Below are 17,363 nucleotides of genomic sequence, written 5' to 3' on the forward strand. Positions count from 1 at the left end.
GCTCGCGGCGGGCCCTCGGCCGTACGGCCCAAAGGTCCTACTGGGCCGGGACGCTGCTACTGGGGCGGGATGATGGCGGTCAGCCACTCGAAGATGCCCGGCACCATGGTCTTCCACAGGTCGGTGGTGTGCGGGCCGTTGGTCTCCTGGACCTGGACCTTCGTCGGGTCCTTGGCCACCGCGGCGAGCGCCTGGGCGTCCTCCAGGCCGTCGCCCTTCTTGCCGCTGATGTACAGCGAGACCTTCGGCGGGGTCTGGGCGGCCTTCAGGATGTTGACCGGGTTGTTGGCCTCGCGCAGCTTCGCGTCCTTGCCGACCAGCGAGTCCGACTCGGTGCCCGGGTCGTTGTAGCCGGACATCGAGATGGCGGCGCGGTAGCGGTTGGGGTGGGCCAGCGAGATCTTGGCCGCGCAGTGGGCGCCGGCCGAGTAGCCGGCGATGGCCCAGCGGTCGCCGGACGGGTCGGCGCGGAAGTTGTCCATCACCATCTGCGGCACGTCCCGGGTGATCCACGCGTCGGCGTTGACCTTGCCGGGGATGTCGGTGCAGCCGGCGTCCTGGTGCTGCAGCAGCAGGGTGCGCGGCGAGACCAGGATGAACGGCGAGACCTTGCCCTGCTGCATCAGCGGCTTGAGCTGCTCGGACACCTTGAGGGTGCCGTACCAGGTGGAGGAGGAGCCCGGGTAGCCGGGGATCAGCTCGACCACCGGGAACTTCTTGTCCTTGTACGCCGGGTCGTTGTACTGCGGCGGCAGCCAGACCAGCACCTCGCCGTCGACGCCGGAGACCTGGCCCTTCAGCTCGGTCTTCTGGACGTCCCCGGGCACCGCCGGGTCCCCGACCCCGGCGAACTTCTGCATCACCTTCGGCGGCTGCTTGCCCGCGGAGTCGCCCCCGCCGCCCTTGCCGCCCTCGGCGTCCAGCGGCGGCACGGAGGGCACGGCCCGGACGTGGTCCCCGGTGCCGAGCAGGTCGTCCCAGTTGCCGTAGATCAGGTTCGCGTTGTTCACCATCACGAAGACCATCAGCACGGCCGTGATCTGGCAGAACATGATCATGACCAGCCGGGACAGGATCCGCACCGGCCGCGGACCGCGCACCTTGCCCCAGAACACCAGCGCGACCGCGATGGCCACCGGCACCAGGATGACGGTGAGGACGAAGAACGGCGTTCCTGTGAGTTGCATCAAGCTCTCGTATCCGGGTCGCTGGCCGCCCGGGCCCCACGCGCCCGAACGCACTCCAATTGGCATCAGACGGTGGGAAACCGGCGATCGGTTGCCGTCCGAATCTGTGCGGAACCTGAGAGGAACATCACGCGCACGTGCTGCTCCCCTTTCGGGTCGGCGCATAGTCTGCCACCCGAACGGGTGTCGTCCGGACCACGCGTCCAGCGAACTTCCAGGAAAGGTCCCCCGGAGCACCTTACCCCGGGTACCGTGCGCGCCGGCGGGCGAGGCGGTGCGAGCCCGCACGGCCCGGGCAGAGAGACTAGGGGGATGAGCACAACCCGCTTTCGCCCGTCCCGCCGCCTCTGGCCCGTCTGCGCCGTCCTGGCCCTCGCGGTCACCGCGGCCGGTTGCAGCAGTACCGGAGGCAGACGCGCCGAGGAGGCCCGCGCCAAGGCCGCGGCCGCCGCCGGCGGCGCCGTCACGACCCCGCGCTGGAAGGTCGCCATGGTGACCCACGCCGGAGCCGGCGACGCCTTCTGGGACAGCGTGCGCAAGGGCGCCGAGCAGGCCGCCGCCAAGGACAACATCACCTTCCTGTACTCCAACGACGCGCAGACCCAGAACCAGGTCCAGCTCGTCCAGGCCGCCATCGACCAGAAGGTCGACGGCCTGCTGGTCACCCTGGCCAAGGGCGACGCCATGGCCGACGTCCTCGCCAAGGCCAAGGCGGCCGGCATCCCGGTGATCACCGTCAACTCCGGCCAGGAGTACTCCGCGAAGTTCGGCGCGCTCACCCACATCGGCCAGGACGAGGCCACCGCCGGCCAGGCCGCCGGCGCCGAACTCGCCTCCCGCGGCCGCAGATCCGTCCTGTGCGTCATCCACGAGCAGGGCAACGTCGGCCAGGAGCAGCGCTGCGGCGGCGCCCAGGCCAAGGCCGGTGCCGCGTTCCAGGTGCTCTACGTCAACGGCGTCGACATGCCCGACGCGCGCGCCGCGATCTCCGCCAAGCTGCAGGCCGACCAGTCCATCGACACCGTGCTCACCCTCTCCGGCCCGATGGCCGCGACCGGCCTGCAGGCGATCCAGGACGCCCGCCGCCCCGTCGAACTGGACACCTTCGACCTGGGCACCCAGGTCGTCGCCGGCCTGAAGTCCGGCAGCGTCGGCTTCGCCGTCGACCAGCAGCCCTACCTCCAGGGCTACGAGGGCGTCGACCTGCTCTGGCTGTACAAGTCCAACCTGGACATGCTCGGCGGCGGCAGGCCCGTCGAGACCGGCCCGCAGATCCTCACCAAGGACAACGCCGACGCGCTCGCCGAGTACGTCGCGAGGGGGACGCGTTGAGCACCCCCTCGGGAACCCCCGACGTCCTCGCCCGGGACGGCCTCGTCCAGGACCGCCCGGCCGCCCTGCGCCGGCTCCTCGCCCGCCCCGAACTGGGCTCGCTGATCGCCGCCGTCGCCGTCTTCACGGTCTTCGCCGCGGCCGCCGAACCCTTTCTGCGGGTCTCCTCGCTGGGCACCGTGCTGTACGCCGCCTCCACCATCGGGATCATGGCCGTACCGGTCGCCCTGCTGATGATCGGCGGCGAGTTCGACCTCTCGGCCGGCGTGCTGGTCACCACCGCCGCGCTGACCTCCTCGATGGTGTCCTACCAGTTCACCGCCGTCACCTGGGTCGGCGTGCTGGTCTCGCTCGCCACCACGCTGGCGATCGGCTGGTTCAACGGCTGGATGCTCGGCCGCACCAGGCTGCCCAGCTTCATCGTCACCCTCGGCACCTTCCTGATGCTGACCGGCGCCAACCTCGGCCTCACCAAGGCGATCTCCGGCACGGTCTCCACCAAGTCGATCGCCGACATGCAGGGCTTCGAGTCCTGCCGCCGGCTGTTCGCCTCCGAGGTCACCATCGGCGGACTGACCGTCAAGGCCACCGTGTGGTGGTGGCTCGGCCTGCTCGTGGTCGGCAGCTGGGTGCTGCTGCGCACCCGCTTCGGCAACTGGGTCTTCGCGGTCGGCGGCGACGCGGCCGCCGCCCGAGCGGTCGGCGTGCCGGTCGCCCGGACCAAGACCGTGCTCTACCTCGGCGTCGGCTTCGGCGCCTGGGTGCTCGGGCAGCACCTGCTGTTCTCCTTCGACACCGTGCAGTCCGGCGAGGGCGTCGGCAACGAGCTGATCTACATCGTCGCGGCCGTCATCGGCGGCTGCCTGATCACCGGCGGCTACGGCTCGGTCGTCGGCTCGGCGCTCGGCGCGCTGATCTTCGGCATGGCCAGCAAGGGGATCATCTACGCCCAGTGGAACCCGGACTGGTTCAAGTTCTTCCTCGGCGCGATGCTGCTGCTGGCCGCGCTGCTGAACGCCTACGTCAAGCGCCGCGCCGAACGGGGTCCGCGATGAGCACCACGTCCGATGAACTCCTGGCGCTGGAAGGCGTCGGCAAGACCTACGGGACGGTCCGCGCGCTGCAGGACGTCTCGCTGACCCTGCACGCCGGCGAGATCAGCTGCGTGCTCGGCGACAACGGCGCCGGCAAGTCCACCCTCATCAAGATCATCGCCGGGCTGCACCGGCACGACGAGGGCCGCTACACGGTCGGCGGCGAGGAGGTCCGCCTCGACTCCCCGCGCCAGGCCCTCGACCTCGGCATCGCCACCGTCTACCAGGACCTCGCCGTCGTCCCGCTGATGCCGGTGTGGCGCAACTTCTTCCTCGGCTCCGAGCAGGGCCTGCGCCGCTGGGGCGGCCTGCGCCTGGACGCCGACGGCATGCGCGCCACCACCCGCGAGGCGCTCGCCCGGATGGGCATCGACCTGCACGACGTCGACCGGCCGATCGGCACCCTCTCCGGCGGCCAGCGCCAGTGCGTGGCGATCGCCCGCGCGGTGCACTTCGGCGCCAAGGTGCTCATCCTGGACGAGCCGACCGCCGCACTCGGCGTCAAGCAGTCCGGCGTGGTGCTCAAGTACGTCACCGCGGCCCGCGACGCCGGGCTCGGCGTCGTCCTGATCACCCACAACCCGCATCACGCGTACCTGGTCGGCGACCACTTCACCCTGCTCAAGCGCGGCCGGATGGCCGGCAGCCACCCGCGCGCCGAGATCAGCCTGGAACAGCTCACCACCGAGATGGCCGGCGGCTCCGACCTCGCCGAACTCTCCCACGAGCTGGCCCGACCGGCGGTCTCCCCCGATCCCAGCGATTCCCGTGAGGAGCGTCCGCAGCCGTGACCGGTACCCCAGGTGGCACCCGGCCGCCCGTCCTGCCCACCCTGCTCGGCCTCGGCCCGCGCGCCGAGCGCCGCCGCCGCGCCCTGCCCGCCGGGATACTGCGGCTGCCCACCATCGGGGTCGACATCGGCGGCACCAAGGTGGTCGCGGGCGTCGTCGACGGGGAGGGGCAGGTGCTGGAGAAGCTGCGCACCGACACCCCCGACAAGAGCAAGAGCCCCAAGGTCGTCGAGGACGTCATCGTCGAGCTGGTGCTGCAGCTCGCCGACCGGCACGACGTCCACGCGGTCGGCGTCGGCGCGGCCGGCTGGGTCGACGCCGACCGCTCCCGGGTGCTGTTCGCCCCGCACCTCAACTGGCGCAACGAACCGCTCCAGCAGGCGCTCAGCGAGCGGCTGCGCTTCCCGGTGATCGTCGAGAACGACGCCAACGCGGCCGCCTGGGCCGAGTGGCGCTTCGGCGCCGGGCGCGGCGAGGACCACATGGTGATGCTCACCCTCGGCACCGGCATCGGCGGCGCCGTCGTCCGGGACGGCTACGTCGACCGCGGGAAGTACGGCCTCGCGGGCGAGTTCGGGCACATGCAGGTGGTGCCCGGCGGCCACCGCTGCCCGTGCGGCAACCGCGGCTGCTGGGAGCAGTACTCCTCCGGCAACGCGCTGGTGCGCGACGCCCGGGAGCTCGCCGCCGAGGAGTCGCCGGTGGTGCAGCCGCTGCTCGCCCGGGCCGGCGGCACGGCGGACGGCATCACCGGGCCGCTGGTCACCGAGGCCGCGCGGGAAGGCGACCCGACCGCGATCGAGCTGCTCTACGAGGTCGGCACCTGGCTCGGCGTCGGCATCGCCAACCTGGCCGCCGCGCTCGACCCGGGCCGCTTCGTCATCGGCGGCGGCGTCTCCGAGGCCGGTGACCTGCTGCTCGGCCCGGCCCGGGACACCTTCCGCCGCACCCTCACCGGGCGCGGCTTCCGCCCCGAGGCCACCATCGCGCACGCCGCCCTCGGCAACGAGGCCGGCCTGGTCGGCGCCGCCGACCTCGCCCGCCAGGTCGCCCGCCGCTTCCGCACCATCAAGCGGCGCCGGGTGGAGCGCGCGGCGCTGTAGCGGGGGACTCCGGCGGGGCGGGCCCGCCCGGCGGTCGCCGCCGGGCGGGCCTCGGTCGGACGGGCTCCGCCTGACGGGCCGTGGGCCGAGCGGGCGGGATCGGGTGAGCCGAACGGGCAGGTTTCGCGCGTGGCTGCTTGAAGGCGGACGGGATCGGTGACTCTCGGTGCCAGGGGGCTCACGAGAGGACACCACATGACGAACCCACCGCTTCGCCGCGCCGCACGGATCGCCGCGATAGCCGCGCTCGCCTGCGCGACCACCTTCACCACCGCCGGCGTCGCCACCGCCGGCGGGCACGACGGGGGGGACCGCGAGCACGGGCGCGAACACGGACACGAACACCGGGATGGGCGCGGGCACCACCAGCGGCACCACGACCGGAACGTCGTCGACATCGACGTGAACAAGGGCGGCGGGATCGACGTCCAGGACGAGGCCGAGGGCGGACTGGTCACCTTCGCGGTGGAGACCGACGACCCGGCCGGCCGGCAGATCCAGCTGATCCGTCCGCACGAGGGGGTCTCGCACACCACCCTGTTCGCGGACCTGACCAAGGCCGTCAGCGAGACCCCGGCGACCGCCGCCCAGGGCATCAGGGCCGTCGCGGCGGAGGCGGACGCCCTGGGCGGCACCCTGGTCTCGCCGGACGTCCCGGCGCGGTTCACCGGGGAGGTCGACGAGGGCGAGGTGCTGGTGCTGGACTTCACCGCCTTCCTCAAGGACCCGGCACACCCGGTCTTCGCGACCATCGAGTTCGAGGGGCACAACGGGCGCCACCGGCACCACCGGCACCACCGCGGGGCCGAGGAACACGCCACCGTGGTCCAGGAGGAGACGCCGGCCGGTCCCCGGTTCGACGTCGAGGACCTGGACGACGCGGACGCCCCGATCGTGGTCCGCAACGAGGCCGACGAACTGCACGAGATGGTGCTCCAGCCGGTCAAGCCGGGCACCACCGACGCGGACGTCCAGGCCTTCTTCGACGCCACCGCCAAGGGCCAGCACCCGACCCCGCCGTTCTCCGGCGTGCCGTCAGGCCTCAGCGCGATCTCCCCGGGGGACACCGCGGTGTTCGAGGCGGAGGACCTCAAGCCCGGCACGTACGTCCTGCTCTGCTTCATCCCGGACGACAAGACCGGCGTCCCGCACGCCTTCCTCGGGATGCACAAGGTCGTCGAGCTGCACTGAGCGGGTCGAGCGACGACTTTCCACTTTCAACCGACAGCTTTCAGCGGACGGATGACGTTCGCTGAAAGCTGTCGGTTGAATTCTGTTCGCTGTTCTCAGCCCGCCGACTTCCAGCGGTCCCGGCCGTCGCTGCCGGGGCCGCAGACCATCGGGGTGCCCTTGGTGGTGAGCCCTCACACCGTATATAGATCGCATGAAGAGATGTTTCGCCGAGTCCGGAATCGATTCCGGACCGTGATCTTCGGCCCGCCGTGCTCGTGCCCGAAGTCCCCGCCCCCGTTTCCGCGTCAACTACCCGCTGGTAGCCGTGTGGTGTGGTTGTCGGATCGTGTCCGCCTGTGGAACAACTGGGATGACGCCGACTCAGGAGGACTCGGAATGAGGGCTCTGACCCGTCTCGCACCATCGCTGCTGCTCGCCACCGCCCTGGTCTGGGCCAACGCGGGCCCGGCCGGGGCGGCCGCCCCGCCACCGAAGGTGCCGGAGGCGGTCGGCTGGGGCGGGGCCGTCGCCACCGTCGACGCGGACGCCACCGCGGCCGGGGTCGAGGTGCTGCGCCAGGGCGGCAACGCGGTGGACGCGGCGGTCGCCGCCGCCGCGGCCCTCGGGGTCACCGAGCCGTACTCCTCCGGCATCGGCGGCGGCGGGTACTTCGTCTACTACGACCACGCCACCGGCCGGGTGCACACCATCGACGGCCGCGAGACGGCGAGCCGCACCGCCGACAGCGGGCTGTTCCTGGAGGACGGCAAACCGCTGCCGTTCCCCGACGCCGTCACCAGCGGCCTGTCGGTCGGCGTCCCCGGCACCCCCGCCACCTGGGACGCCGCACTGCGGCAGTGGGGCAGCCGCTCGCTCGCCGAGAACCTGCGCCCCGCCGAGCGGATCGCCGAGGACGGCTTCGTCGTCGACGACACCTTCCGCGGCCAAACCGCCGACAACTACGACCGGTTCAAGGACTTCCCGGCCACCGCCAAGCTCTACCTGCCGAACGGCAAGCCCCCCGAGGTCGGCACCGTCCTGCGCAACCCCGACCTCGCCGCCACCTACAAGCTGCTCGCCAAGGACGGCGTCCAGGCCTTCTACCGAGGCGAGTTGGCCACCGACATCGCCAACACCGTCCAGCATCCTCCAGTTGACCCAGCATCAGGGAGAAAGGCCCGCCCGGGCAAGGTCGACACCACCGACCTCGCCGCCTACCGGGTCCGCGACCAGGCCCCCACCCACGTCGCCTACCGCGACTACGACGTCTACTCGATGGCCCCCTCCAGCTCCGGCGGCACCACGGTCGGCGAGGCGCTGCACATCCTGGAGGACGGCGACCTCTCCGCCGCCGGCGGGACGCAGTACTACCACCACTTCCTGGAGGCCTCCCGGATCGCCTTCGCCGACCGCAACCGCTGGGTCGGCGACCCGGCGTTCAGCGACGTCCCGACCCGGCAACTGCTCTCCGAGCGCTACGCCGCCTCCCGGGCCTGCCTGATCAGCCCCGACCACGCCCTCACCAGCCCGCTCGCCCCCGGCGACCCGCGCCACCCGGCGGACTGCGCCGAGGACGGCCCGGCCGTCGCCGAGCCGTACGAGGGCCCCAACACCACCCACCTGACGGTCGCCGACCGCTGGGGCAACATCGTCTCCTACACCCTCACCATCGAGCAGACCGGCGGCAGCGGCATCACCGTCCCCGGCCGGGGCTTCCTGCTCAACAACGAGCTGACCGACTTCGACTTCGCCCCGCTCACCGCCGGCGTCCCCGACCCCAACCTGCCGGGCCCGGGCAAGCGGCCGCGCTCCTCGATGTCCCCGACCATCGTGCTGCGGGACGGCGAGCCGCTGCTCGCCACCGGCAGCCCCGGCGGCGCGACCATCATCACCACCACCCTGCAGGTGCTGCTCGGCCGTCTCGACCGGGGCCTGAGCCTGGAGCAGGCGATCGCCGCGCCGCGCGCCAGCCAGCGCAACACCGCCGCCAGCCAGGCCGAGCCCGGCTTCCTCGCCCTGCCCGAGCGGGCCGAACTGGAGGGCCTGGGGCACCGGTTCTCCTCGGTCGCCGAGATCGGCGCCGCCACCGGGGTGGAACGGTTGCCGGACGGCCGCTGGGTGGCCGCCGCCGAACCGGTGCGGCGCGGCGGCGGCTCGGCCGCGGTGGTCCGGCCCGCGGGCTGACCGGGCCGAACCGACCGGGCCGGGCCGACCCGGGCCGGCCGGGCTGACCGGCCGGGTCTGTCAGTGGCGGGCGGTATGTTCGGGGTGGGCCTTCCTCGTGAGGGGGAGCCCGCCCCGTCCGTACCGAACCACCGGGAAGGCCGCCCGCCGTGACCGTCCGCATCGCCACCTGGAACATCAACTCCGTCACCGCGCGGCTGCCCAAGCTCCTGGAGTGGCTGGAGAGCGCCAAGCCCGACGTGCTCTGCCTCCAGGAGCTCAAGTGCGCGGCCGACGCCTTCCCGTACGACGAGGTCCGCGCGCTCGGCTACGAGACCGCCGCGCACGGCAACGGCCGGTGGAACGGCGTCGCCGTCGTCTCCCGGATCGGCCTGGAGGACGTCGTGCGCGACCTGCCCGGCCAGCCCGGCTACCTGGCGGACGGCGCGCTGCTGCCCGACGTCGAACCGCGCGCCATCGCCGCCACCTGCGGCCCGGTCCGGGTCTGGTCGGTGTACGTGCCCAACGGCCGCGAGGTCGGCCACCTGCACTACCACTACAAGCTGGAGTGGCTGGAGGCACTGCGCAAGGCCTCCGTCGAGGACGCGGCGGGCGAGCGCCCCTTCGCCGTCCTCGGGGACTTCAACATCGCCCCCACCGACGAGGACGTCTTCGACGTCGCCGCGTTCGAGGGCCTGACGCACGTCACCCCCACCGAGCGCGCCGCCCTGGAGGCGCTCGACGGCATCGGCCTGCACGACGTGGTGCCCCGCCCGCTGAAGTACGACCGCCCCTACACCTACTGGGACTACCGCCAGCTGGCCTTCCCGAAGAACCGGGGCATGCGGATCGACCTCACCTACGGCAACAAGCCCTTCGTCGACGCCGTCACCGACAGCTACGTGGACCGCGAGGCGCGCAAGGGCAAGGGCACCTCGGACCACGCGCCGGTCGTCGTCGACCTCGATCTCTGAGCTCGCTGAGGTCTCGGAGGCCTAGGAGGTCGCTGAGGCCTCGGAGGCCTCCGAGACGGCCGAGCCGCCCGCCGCCGCGTCACCGGCGGTGACGGGCGGTAACCCGAACGGTCCTGAGCGGTGGCCGGGCCCCCGGTGGCTGCCTACCTTCGGGGAGTGACCGGGCACGGTTGTTCGACCACGGAGACGAGGGAGTCCCCGGCCGCGCCCGAGAATCCCGGAGGTTCCGGCATGCGCCCCACGCGTACGGCCGCCGCCGCCCTGATCGGCGCGACGGTGCTGACCGGCCTGACGGCTCCCCTCGCATCCGCCAGGGACGGCTCGGCCTCGGTCAGCCCGTCCCAGGCCGCACCGGGCCAGACCGTGACGGTCACGGTCTCCTGCGAGAAGTCGGACAAGCCCGACGCCAAGACCATCACCGCCCACTCCGCCGCCTTCGAAGGCGGCCCCGCCACCCTGACCCTGGGCGCGGACGGCAAGCACACCGGCTCCGCCCGGCTCGCCTCCGAACACGCCGGTGACAGCAAGGTCGACGGCACCTGCCCGGACGGCGGCGCCTTCGCCACCACCGTCACCGTCAGCACCGTCTCCGCGCCCTCCGGCCCCGACAAGGGCCTCGGCGACTGGGGCGAAGCAGCCGGTGAGTGGGCGGGCTCGCTCGGCCAGTCCGGCGCCGGCAGCCAGCAGGTCGCCCCGCACGGCGCCGTCAAGACCGGCCTCGGCGGCTCGGTAGCGGCCGACCCGGCCGAGCTGGCCGGTGGCCTCGCGCTGGTCGCGGGCGGCGTCGGCGGCTTCTGGCTGCTGCGGCGGCGCGGTGCCTGATGGCCGACACCCCCGCCGCACCTGCGCGCCGCCGGACCCGCTGACGGGACCGGCGGCGCGCAGGCGTGACGGGCGGACCGCGCCGGACGGATGCATCGGGCAGCGGGTCCGCCGGACGGTGGGTGGGCCGGGCGGTGGGTGGGCCGGGCGGCGGGTGGGCCGGACCGGGGGTGCGTCAGGCGAAGGCCGGCTCCGGGTACCCCGCACGCCCGGCGTTCCGCTCCCGCTCCCGCTCCGCGTGCGCCGCGCGCTCCTCGTGCCCGAGGGTGCCGCTCGCCAGCAGGTACTGGGCCAGGATGTACGTCGCCATGATCCAGAACTGATGCCCCGGCAGCTCCCGCCACTTCGCCAGCTGGGTGGCGATCAGCGTGTCGGACAGCAGGAACAGCGCCCCGCCCAGGCCCGTCCGCCAGCCCAGCCCGGCCGAGGTGACCGCCGTCGAGGCGAGTAGCAGGCTGTATCCGGCCACCGGCGCCTTCAGGTCCCCGAGGTCCGGCCAGAGCTGCCCGATCATGCCCACCCAGGCCGTCGCGTACGCGGCCGCCACCACCAGGGCCCGGCGCCGGTCGGTGAGCGCGCCGCGCCGCACGAACATCGTCACGTAGCAGACGTGCGCCGCCGCGAAGGAGCCCATGCCGGCGAGGAACGCGGTGTCGTCCTTCAGCTGCAGCAGCACGTCGCCGCCCGCGCTCAGCAGCAGCGCCGGCGTCAGCAGCTTCGGCGCCTGCCGCTCGGCGGCCCGGGTCGCCGCCGCGCTGTGCGCGGCCAGCAGCGGCATCAGGGCCGGCTTGGTGGCGTTCTGCAGCACCGACGCCCCGGACAGGATCGAGCCCAGGTGCGCGGCCGAGGCGGCCGCGAAGCCGCCGAACAGGCCGGAGGTCGAACGGGAGACCGAGCGCAGGCGGGTGCCGAGGGCGGCGCGGGCGGTCGTGCGGATGGTCATGCGGCTGCTGCCTCCGTGGTCGGGCGGTCCGGGGGGATCCACCGACCCTAAGGGAGCCGGTCCGGTGGGGGAAGGGCGGGTTACCGGTGCGTAACCCGGCTGCGGCCCGGCCCGCGGATCCCGCCGGGACGGCCGGATCCCGCCCCGCCGCGGGCCCGGTTGCTGCCACCGGGTGACCCGGCCACCGTCTAGTCTGGACCTCGACATGGAGCAGCAGGAGTACGCGGTCGGAGCCACCCGGGTGGCCGCCGGTCGGCCGGACGGGCGAACGGGCGGGGTGGGGGCCACCGACGCCGCCGTCGCCGTACGCGAAGCGGCCGTTCGCGACGCGGCGGGCCGCCCGGCCGGGGCCGGCGCTGACGGCACACCCGATGCCGCGCCCCCGGCCCGCCCTGACGCCGCCGTACGTGACGCCGCCGTACCCGGCACCGCCGGACCAGGCACCGCCGTACGTGACGCCGCCGGACGCGATGCCGCCGCGACGCGGGACGCCGACCCCGAGCTCTCGCCCGACCCGGGCCTGCTGCGGCTCGCCCACTGGTTCGCCGCCGCCGCGCCCGGCACCGCCGACGACCTCTGCACCGCGTCCTTCGGCCTCTACCCCGCCCGGCACTTCGGCGCCCCCGCCGAGTCGCCCGCCGATTCCGACGTCAGCTGGTGGCACGGCCCCACCGCCCACGCCGCCCGGCGCCCCCGCGAGGCCCGCACCGCCGGCGGCCTGCGCCGCGCCCGGCGCGACGCCGCCGCGCTGCCCGTCGTCCGGTCAGGCGCCAAGCCCGGCCGGCCCGGTCGGCACCGCAGGCCCGAGCGGGGCCGCGCGGCCGGCGCGGGCACCGCGGTCCTCGGCGGGAGCGCGGGCACCGGCCCGCAGGATCGTTCCGGCCAGGACGGCACCCCCGGCCTGCCCGAGGCCGAACGCCGGATCGCCGCCCGGCTGCTGCTCGCCCACCCGCTGGTCACCGCCTCCGGCCCGCACGCCGACGGCTTCCCGCTGATCCGCCGTCACCGCGACTGGCTCACCGAGCGCTTCGACACCCTGCTCGGCTACCGCCTCGTCGTCGGCCCCTGGCACGCCCGGCTCTGCAAGGCCGGTCTCGGGTCCGGCGCCGCCCGGCGCCTCGAACACCCCGCCACCGGTGCCCCGTTCACCCCGGCCGGCTACGCCCAACTCACCCTCGCACTGGCCCTGTTGGTCGACGCCCCCGAACAACTGCGGTACGGGCGGCTGCTCGACGCGATGCGCGCCGCGGCCCCCGACCTCACCGCCGCCCCGGCCGACCTCGCGATGGCGCTCGCCGCCCTCGCCGACTGGCAGGTCCTCGGCGACCTGCCCGCCGACCCGGCCGACACCGCCTTCCCGCTCACCGTCGACCGCGAACTCGCCCGCGCCGTCCCGGCCGGCCCGCCCGCCCTCGCGGACGGCCCCGCCGACCTCATCCGCCGCGCCGCCGAGGCCGAACCCGCCACCGCCGTACGGCGCCTGCTCGCCGAAACGCCCGCCGTGCTCGCCGCCGACCTCCCCGAGGACCGCCGGGACTGGCTGCACGAGCACCGGCTCAGCGGCCCGGCCGCGCTCGCCGAATTCCTCGGCCTGGAGACCGAACTGCGCGCCGAGGGCGTCGCCCTCCTCGACCCGGCCGAGGAGCTCACCGATCTCGCCCTCCCCGGCTCCGGGGCCCTCGCCCAGGCCGCCCTGCTGCTGGTCGAGTGCCTCGTCGAGGAGGTCCGCCCGCTGCCCGGCGAAGTCCCGGACGGCGACGTGCCGATTCCCGACGCGCTGATAGACGGCGCCCTCGGCGACGTCGCCGACGAGTACGGCCTCCCCTCCCGCTACCTCGCCGACCGCACCGCCCTGCGCCGCGACGCCCTCGACCTGCTCCACCGCCTCGGCCTCCTCGCCCCGGCCCCCCGCGACACCCGCCCGCCCAGCTGGCTCCTGCGCCCCCCGGCCGCCCGCTACGCCCCGGCCCCCGACCTCCACCCCGCCCCCGGCACCGGCCGCCACTCCCGCCCGGCCCCCACCATCCCCACCCCCCGCGACCGCCCCCACCCCTGAGGCCCCGCGCGGGTGGTCACCCGCCGCCGCGCCGGCGGCGCCCGTCCCCCTCGGCTCGTCCTCGTCCCGGCCCTCGCGTGGCCTTCGCGCCGTCCCCAGTGCCGCACCTGGCCCAACGTCCCTCCCGGGGCCGGTCGTTCCCTGCGGTCGTACGCGCGGGCGGTGCCGGAGCGTCAGGGAGTGCCGAGTGCCGAGTGCCGAGGGCGGCGGGGAAACGGCGCCGGAAAGGCGAAAGCACCGCGTCCGGGTGGGACGGCGGTGCCGGGGAGGGTCGGGCGGGCCGGTTACTTGCTCGCGGTGGCGGCGGTGGTCGCGGTGCCGTGCCGGACGGTCTCCACGGTGGCGCCGACGCCGAAGGTGCCGAGGGCGATGGAGGCGAGGACGGCGGTGCAGGCGAGCAGGCGGCGGTGGCGCTGGGGCAGGGGGAAGCGCGGTTCCTGGTCGGGCGCCTGAGGGATGGCGTTCATGACAGGGAGGGTTCCAGGGCGGTGTGAACGGTCGGTACGCGCGGGTGAAGTCCGGACGGGGGTTGGGCGTCGGTTGGCCGCATACGCCCCACCCCGGTGGGGGGTGGGGCGTATGCCCAGGTCAGCGGCGGGTTCCGCGTTCGGCGAGGGCTTCGCCGACGGCGACCCGGACGGCGTCGCGTAGGCCGTGCGCGGGGTGGAGGCGGGAGGGGCCGGCAGCCGGGTCTTCGCGGAGTTCCTTCACCAGGGCGACGCACAGCAGCAGCATCACCACGACGAAGGGCAGGGCGACCAGGATGGTGGCGTTCTGGAGCGCGGTGAGTCCGCCGGCGAGGAGGAGGCGGCGGCGACGCCGAGGACGAGCACGGCGCTGACACCGAACACCGCCCGGTCGGTGGGGAGGGTGCCGGCGGGTTCGTCGGGCTCCTTCACGCGCTGGTCGATCTGCGGCGGCTGGCTGCTCATCGGGTGGACCTCTCGACATGATCGCGGGTTCAAGTGGTATGTCGCACTATGTCCAGTTCGCGCGGTGAGCGGGTGCAGGGCGCGCCGGGGGAGCCGAGGGTCGGGACCTACGTCCCGTCAGGCCGCGTGCTCCTCGCCGGGCGGGTGCGCGCCGGCCAGGTAGCGGGAGAGCGCCCGGCGGCTGCGGGTGAGGTCGTCGATCCGGGCGTCCAGGTCGGCGAGTTCGCCGCGCAGGGTGGCGAGCAGGTCGGGGCAGGCGACCAGGGCGGGCACCGGGCCGGTGGCGCAGGGCAGGGCCTCGGCGATGATCCGGGTGGGCAGCCCGGCGGCGAGCAGGCTGCGGATCTGCCGCACCCGGACGGTGTCCTCCTCGCCGTACTCGCGGTAGCCGGCCGCGGTGCGGGCGGGCCGGAGCAGGCCCTGTTCCTCGTAGTAGCGGAGCAGGCGGGCGGACACCCCGGTCAGGCGGGCGAGTTCTCCGATGCGCATGACGGGGCGAACGCGGGCCGCGGCCGGGGTGTTCCCGGCCGCGGCCGTCCGGTGGTTCAGCTCTTCAGGAAGTCCAGGACGACGTCCCGCAGTTGGGGCAGTGCCTCGACCATCGGCAGGTGCCCGCAGGGGAGTTCGACGTAGCGGGCGCCGGGGATGCCCTCGGCCAGCAGGCGGTGCTGGGCGGTCTGCACGAGCATGTCCTCGGTGGCGCCGACGACGGTGGTGGGCACGGCGACCGAGCCGAGGTCGGCGCGTACGTCGGTCCGGGCGCCGAGCCGGAACTGCTGCGGGAAGCCGTCCGGCTGCGGGGAGTTGAGCGCCTGCCGCAGCTGGGCGAGAGCGTCGGCGGGCAGCGCGTCCACCCAGCTGTGGCCGAAGACGACGGTGAGCATCAGGTCGGCGAGCTCGGCCGGCCGGTCGCGCAGGCGCACCATCAGCTCGGACAGCGCGCTCTGCCGCGCCGACCCGCCGGCCAGGCCCGCGATGAGCAGCAGCGAGCGGACCCGCTCGGGGTGGCGGGTGGCGATCCGGACGGCGACCGCGGCGCCCAGCGAGAAGCCGGCCAGGTCGAAGGTGGCCAGGCCCTCGTCGTCGGCGGCGGCGACCAGCCGGTCGGCGTACTCGTCCAGGGTGGGCTCGCCCGGCTCGTACGGGCTGTCGCCGGAGCCGGGGTAGTCGGGGGCGACGACGGTGCGGTGGGCGGCGAGGTCGGGCAGCAGCGGGCTCCAGTTCCCGGCGGCGCTGCCGGCGGCGCCGTGCGCGAGCAGCAGGCCGGGGCCGCTGCCCCGGACGATCCGGGCGAGCGGGGCGAATCGGGCGGTGGTGGTGGACGGCACGGGTGCTCCTCGGTGGATCGCGAACGGCGAACGGCGAACGGCGGGTGACGGGTGGCCGGCGGCGGATCGGCGGTGATCGGCGGGCCCCCGCCGGCACCGGGAACGCTAGGAGTTCACACCGGTGAGAAGGTCAAGCCGCGGGCTCCGCCCGGAGGCCCTGGTCACGTAGCGCGCCGGAGCGCCTACGCTGGGGTCGGGAGCGCCATTCGGACGGTGTCGTCCGGATGCCGTTGCGCTCCGCCGCCGGGGCGCCCCCTGTGCCCGCGTCGGCCGCGCCGGTGTTCGCGCCCCGGGCCGGGTGGCCGCCGAGGAGGTGCCCAGGCCCGTGCCCGGAATCGTCAACGTGCCCGGAATCGTCAAACCACTGCCTGCCGCGTGGTTCGTCCCGCACGACACCAACGCCGAGATGCGCTGGGAGGCCCTGCGCGACGCCGACGGCGGACCCGCCGTCGGCCACCACGTCCCGGTGGAACGGTTCTTCGTCCGCAACCACACCGGCACCCCGCTGATCGACCCGGACGACTGGCGGCTGCGGCTGTTCGGGACCGGCCTGCGCGGCGCCCCCGCGCCCCGGAACGCCGTCGAGTTCGGCCTCGACGACCTGCGGGCGCTGCCGTCCACCCGCCTCGGCGCGCTGATCGAGTGCGCCGGCAACGGCCGCAGCTTCTTCCGGCGCCAGCAGGGGCAGCCCGTCCCGGGCACGCCGTGGGCGCTCGGCGGCATCGGCTCGGCGCTCTGGCGGGGCGTGCGGCTGGCCGAGGTGCTGCGGGCGGCCGGGCTGACCGGCGGCGCGGTGGACGTGCTGCCGACCGGCCTGGACGCGGACTACGTCGTCGACGGCACCAACTACGGCCCGGTGCGCCGCCCGCTGCCGATCGCCAAGGCGCTGGACGACGCCCTGCTCGCCTACGAGATGAACGACGAGCCGCTGACCCCCGACCACGGCGCGCCGGTGCGGCTGGTGGTGCCCGGCTGGGTCGGCGTGGCCTCGATCAAGTGGGTCGGCAGCATCGAGGTGGCCGACCACCCGCTCCACTCGCCGTGGAACACCGACTTCTACCGGATGTTCGGCCCGGCGCACCCGCCCGGCGGTGGCGCCCCGCTCACCGCCCAGGTGGTCAAGTCCGCGTTCGAACTGGCCGAGGGCGCGCGGCTGGAGGCCGGGCGCGTTCACCGGCTGCACGGGCGGTCCTGGTCCGGCACGGCCCCGGGGCGCCTGGTCGAGGTGAGCGCGGACGGCGGCCGGACCTGGCGGCGCGCCGAGCCGGACGAGCCGGACGAGCCCGCGCGGGCCGACGACTGGACGCGCTGGAGCTTCGACTGGCGCCCCGAGCGGCCCGGCCGGTACGAACTGCGCGCCCGCGCGACGGACCTCCGGGGCACCACCCAGCCCGAGCGGGCGCCCTTCAACCGCGAGGGCTACCTGTTCGGCGCGGTGGTGGCGCACCCGGTGACGGTGGTCTGA

At 74.5% G+C, this 17,363-nt stretch carries 16 protein-coding genes and 1 pseudogene; 10 read left to right on the top strand and 7 right to left on the bottom strand.

Features of this window, described 5'->3' with window-relative positions:
• Nucleotides 1-56: 56 nt before the first annotated feature.
• Nucleotides 57-1,187, bottom strand: a complete 1,131-nt coding sequence (locus ACPC54_RS28815; protein ID WP_498968930.1) for an alpha/beta hydrolase — start codon at nucleotides 1,185-1,187, stop codon at nucleotides 57-59.
• Between the two features lie 312 nt (nucleotides 1,188-1,499).
• On the opposite strand from ACPC54_RS28815, the gene ACPC54_RS28820 reads away from it, so the two are divergent.
• From ACPC54_RS28820 to ACPC54_RS28855, 8 genes are all read left to right on the top strand, one after another.
• Nucleotides 1,500-2,519, top strand: coding sequence for a substrate-binding domain-containing protein (locus ACPC54_RS28820; protein ID WP_498968932.1), 1,020 nt, complete (start codon nucleotides 1,500-1,502; stop codon nucleotides 2,517-2,519).
• A complete protein-coding gene (locus ACPC54_RS28825) occupies nucleotides 2,516-3,574 on the top strand; it encodes an ABC transporter permease (protein WP_498968933.1) in 1,059 nt (352 codons plus the stop codon). Before ACPC54_RS28820 ends, ACPC54_RS28825 begins: the two co-directional genes overlap by 4 nt.
• On the top strand, nucleotides 3,571-4,404 hold the full coding sequence (locus ACPC54_RS28830; RefSeq protein WP_498968935.1) for an ATP-binding cassette domain-containing protein: 834 nt from the start codon (nucleotides 3,571-3,573) through the stop codon (nucleotides 4,402-4,404). Before ACPC54_RS28825 ends, ACPC54_RS28830 begins: the two co-directional genes overlap by 4 nt.
• Complete coding sequence (locus tag ACPC54_RS28835; protein WP_498968937.1) at nucleotides 4,401-5,507, top strand: ROK family glucokinase; 1,107 nt, start codon at nucleotides 4,401-4,403, stop codon at nucleotides 5,505-5,507. Before ACPC54_RS28830 ends, ACPC54_RS28835 begins: the two co-directional genes overlap by 4 nt.
• 195 nt (nucleotides 5,508-5,702) lie before the next feature.
• Nucleotides 5,703-6,698, top strand: a complete 996-nt coding sequence (locus tag ACPC54_RS28840; protein ID WP_498968939.1) for a cupredoxin domain-containing protein — start codon at nucleotides 5,703-5,705, stop codon at nucleotides 6,696-6,698.
• A 378-nt stretch (nucleotides 6,699-7,076) separates the two neighbouring features.
• Nucleotides 7,077-8,864: a gamma-glutamyltransferase gene (ggt, locus tag ACPC54_RS28845; RefSeq protein WP_498968941.1), complete on the top strand. Its 1,788-nt coding sequence runs from the start codon at nucleotides 7,077-7,079 to the stop codon at nucleotides 8,862-8,864.
• Between the two features lie 149 nt (nucleotides 8,865-9,013).
• On the top strand, nucleotides 9,014-9,817 hold the full coding sequence (locus ACPC54_RS28850; protein ID WP_498968943.1) for an exodeoxyribonuclease III: 804 nt from the start codon (nucleotides 9,014-9,016) through the stop codon (nucleotides 9,815-9,817).
• 231 nt (nucleotides 9,818-10,048) lie between these two features.
• Nucleotides 10,049-10,639: a hypothetical protein gene (locus ACPC54_RS28855; RefSeq protein ID WP_498968945.1), complete on the top strand. Its 591-nt coding sequence runs from the start codon at nucleotides 10,049-10,051 to the stop codon at nucleotides 10,637-10,639.
• Between the two features lie 175 nt (nucleotides 10,640-10,814).
• Here ACPC54_RS28855 and ACPC54_RS28860 read toward each other — a convergent pair whose 3' ends face one another.
• Nucleotides 10,815-11,582, bottom strand: a complete 768-nt coding sequence (locus ACPC54_RS28860; protein ID WP_498968946.1) for a lysoplasmalogenase — start codon at nucleotides 11,580-11,582, stop codon at nucleotides 10,815-10,817.
• A 205-nt stretch (nucleotides 11,583-11,787) separates the two neighbouring features.
• Between ACPC54_RS28860 and ACPC54_RS28865 the strand changes: the two genes are divergently transcribed.
• Nucleotides 11,788-13,638 (top strand): DUF2398 family protein, encoded by a 1,851-nt coding sequence (locus tag ACPC54_RS28865; protein ID WP_498968947.1) that lies wholly within the window; start codon nucleotides 11,788-11,790, stop codon nucleotides 13,636-13,638.
• A gap of 284 nt (nucleotides 13,639-13,922) precedes the next feature.
• Here the strand turns inward: ACPC54_RS28865 and ACPC54_RS28870 are convergent, their stop codons facing one another.
• From ACPC54_RS28870 to ACPC54_RS28890, 5 genes and pseudogenes are all read right to left on the bottom strand, one after another.
• On the bottom strand, nucleotides 13,923-14,105 hold the full coding sequence (locus ACPC54_RS28870) for a hypothetical protein (RefSeq protein ID WP_498968949.1): 183 nt from the start codon (nucleotides 14,103-14,105) through the stop codon (nucleotides 13,923-13,925).
• 121 nt (nucleotides 14,106-14,226) lie between these two features.
• Nucleotides 14,227-14,445, bottom strand: a pseudogene (locus ACPC54_RS28875) (BCCT family transporter); the annotation flags it as partial.
• The gene (locus ACPC54_RS28880; protein WP_498969040.1) at nucleotides 14,373-14,570 is read right to left on the bottom strand and encodes a hypothetical protein; all 198 of its coding nucleotides are present in this window, start codon (nucleotides 14,568-14,570) and stop codon (nucleotides 14,373-14,375) included. The pseudogene ACPC54_RS28875 and the gene ACPC54_RS28880, both read right to left, overlap by 73 nt.
• 117 nt (nucleotides 14,571-14,687) lie before the next feature.
• Nucleotides 14,688-15,059: a MerR family transcriptional regulator gene (locus ACPC54_RS28885; protein ID WP_498968951.1), complete on the bottom strand. Its 372-nt coding sequence runs from the start codon at nucleotides 15,057-15,059 to the stop codon at nucleotides 14,688-14,690.
• A gap of 56 nt (nucleotides 15,060-15,115) precedes the next feature.
• Nucleotides 15,116-15,898, bottom strand: coding sequence for an alpha/beta fold hydrolase (locus tag ACPC54_RS28890; protein ID WP_498968953.1), 783 nt, complete (start codon nucleotides 15,896-15,898; stop codon nucleotides 15,116-15,118).
• Between the two features lie 325 nt (nucleotides 15,899-16,223).
• Here ACPC54_RS28890 and ACPC54_RS28895 point away from each other — a divergent pair, with 325 nt between their 5' ends.
• The gene (locus tag ACPC54_RS28895; protein ID WP_498968955.1) at nucleotides 16,224-17,363 is read left to right on the top strand and encodes a sulfite oxidase; all 1,140 of its coding nucleotides are present in this window, start codon (nucleotides 16,224-16,226) and stop codon (nucleotides 17,361-17,363) included.

Origin of the sequence: Kitasatospora sp. NPDC094028 (assembly GCF_049543595.1) — a bacterium.
Taxonomy (GTDB): Bacteria; Actinomycetota; Actinomycetes; order Streptomycetales; family Streptomycetaceae; genus Kitasatospora.

Coding starts and splice junctions, on each gene's coding strand:
- ACPC54_RS28880 (WP_498969040.1), bottom strand. CDS start 14,570: ATGAGCAGCCAGCCGCCGCAGATCGACCAGCGCGTGAAGGAGCCCGAC.
- ACPC54_RS28870 (WP_498968949.1), bottom strand. CDS start 14,105: ATGAACGCCATCCCTCAGGCGCCCGACCAGGAACCGCGCTTCCCCCTG.
- ggt (WP_498968941.1), top strand. CDS start 7,077: ATGAGGGCTCTGACCCGTCTCGCACCATCGCTGCTGCTCGCCACCGCC.
- ACPC54_RS28815 (WP_498968930.1), bottom strand. CDS start 1,187: ATGCAACTCACAGGAACGCCGTTCTTCGTCCTCACCGTCATCCTGGTG.
- ACPC54_RS28830 (WP_498968935.1), top strand. CDS start 3,571: ATGAGCACCACGTCCGATGAACTCCTGGCGCTGGAAGGCGTCGGCAAG.
- ACPC54_RS28860 (WP_498968946.1), bottom strand. CDS start 11,582: ATGACCATCCGCACGACCGCCCGCGCCGCCCTCGGCACCCGCCTGCGC.
- ACPC54_RS28885 (WP_498968951.1), bottom strand. CDS start 15,059: ATGCGCATCGGAGAACTCGCCCGCCTGACCGGGGTGTCCGCCCGCCTG.
- ACPC54_RS28855 (WP_498968945.1), top strand. CDS start 10,049: ATGCGCCCCACGCGTACGGCCGCCGCCGCCCTGATCGGCGCGACGGTG.
- ACPC54_RS28865 (WP_498968947.1), top strand. CDS start 11,788: ATGGAGCAGCAGGAGTACGCGGTCGGAGCCACCCGGGTGGCCGCCGGT.
- ACPC54_RS28820 (WP_498968932.1), top strand. CDS start 1,500: ATGAGCACAACCCGCTTTCGCCCGTCCCGCCGCCTCTGGCCCGTCTGC.
- ACPC54_RS28840 (WP_498968939.1), top strand. CDS start 5,703: ATGACGAACCCACCGCTTCGCCGCGCCGCACGGATCGCCGCGATAGCC.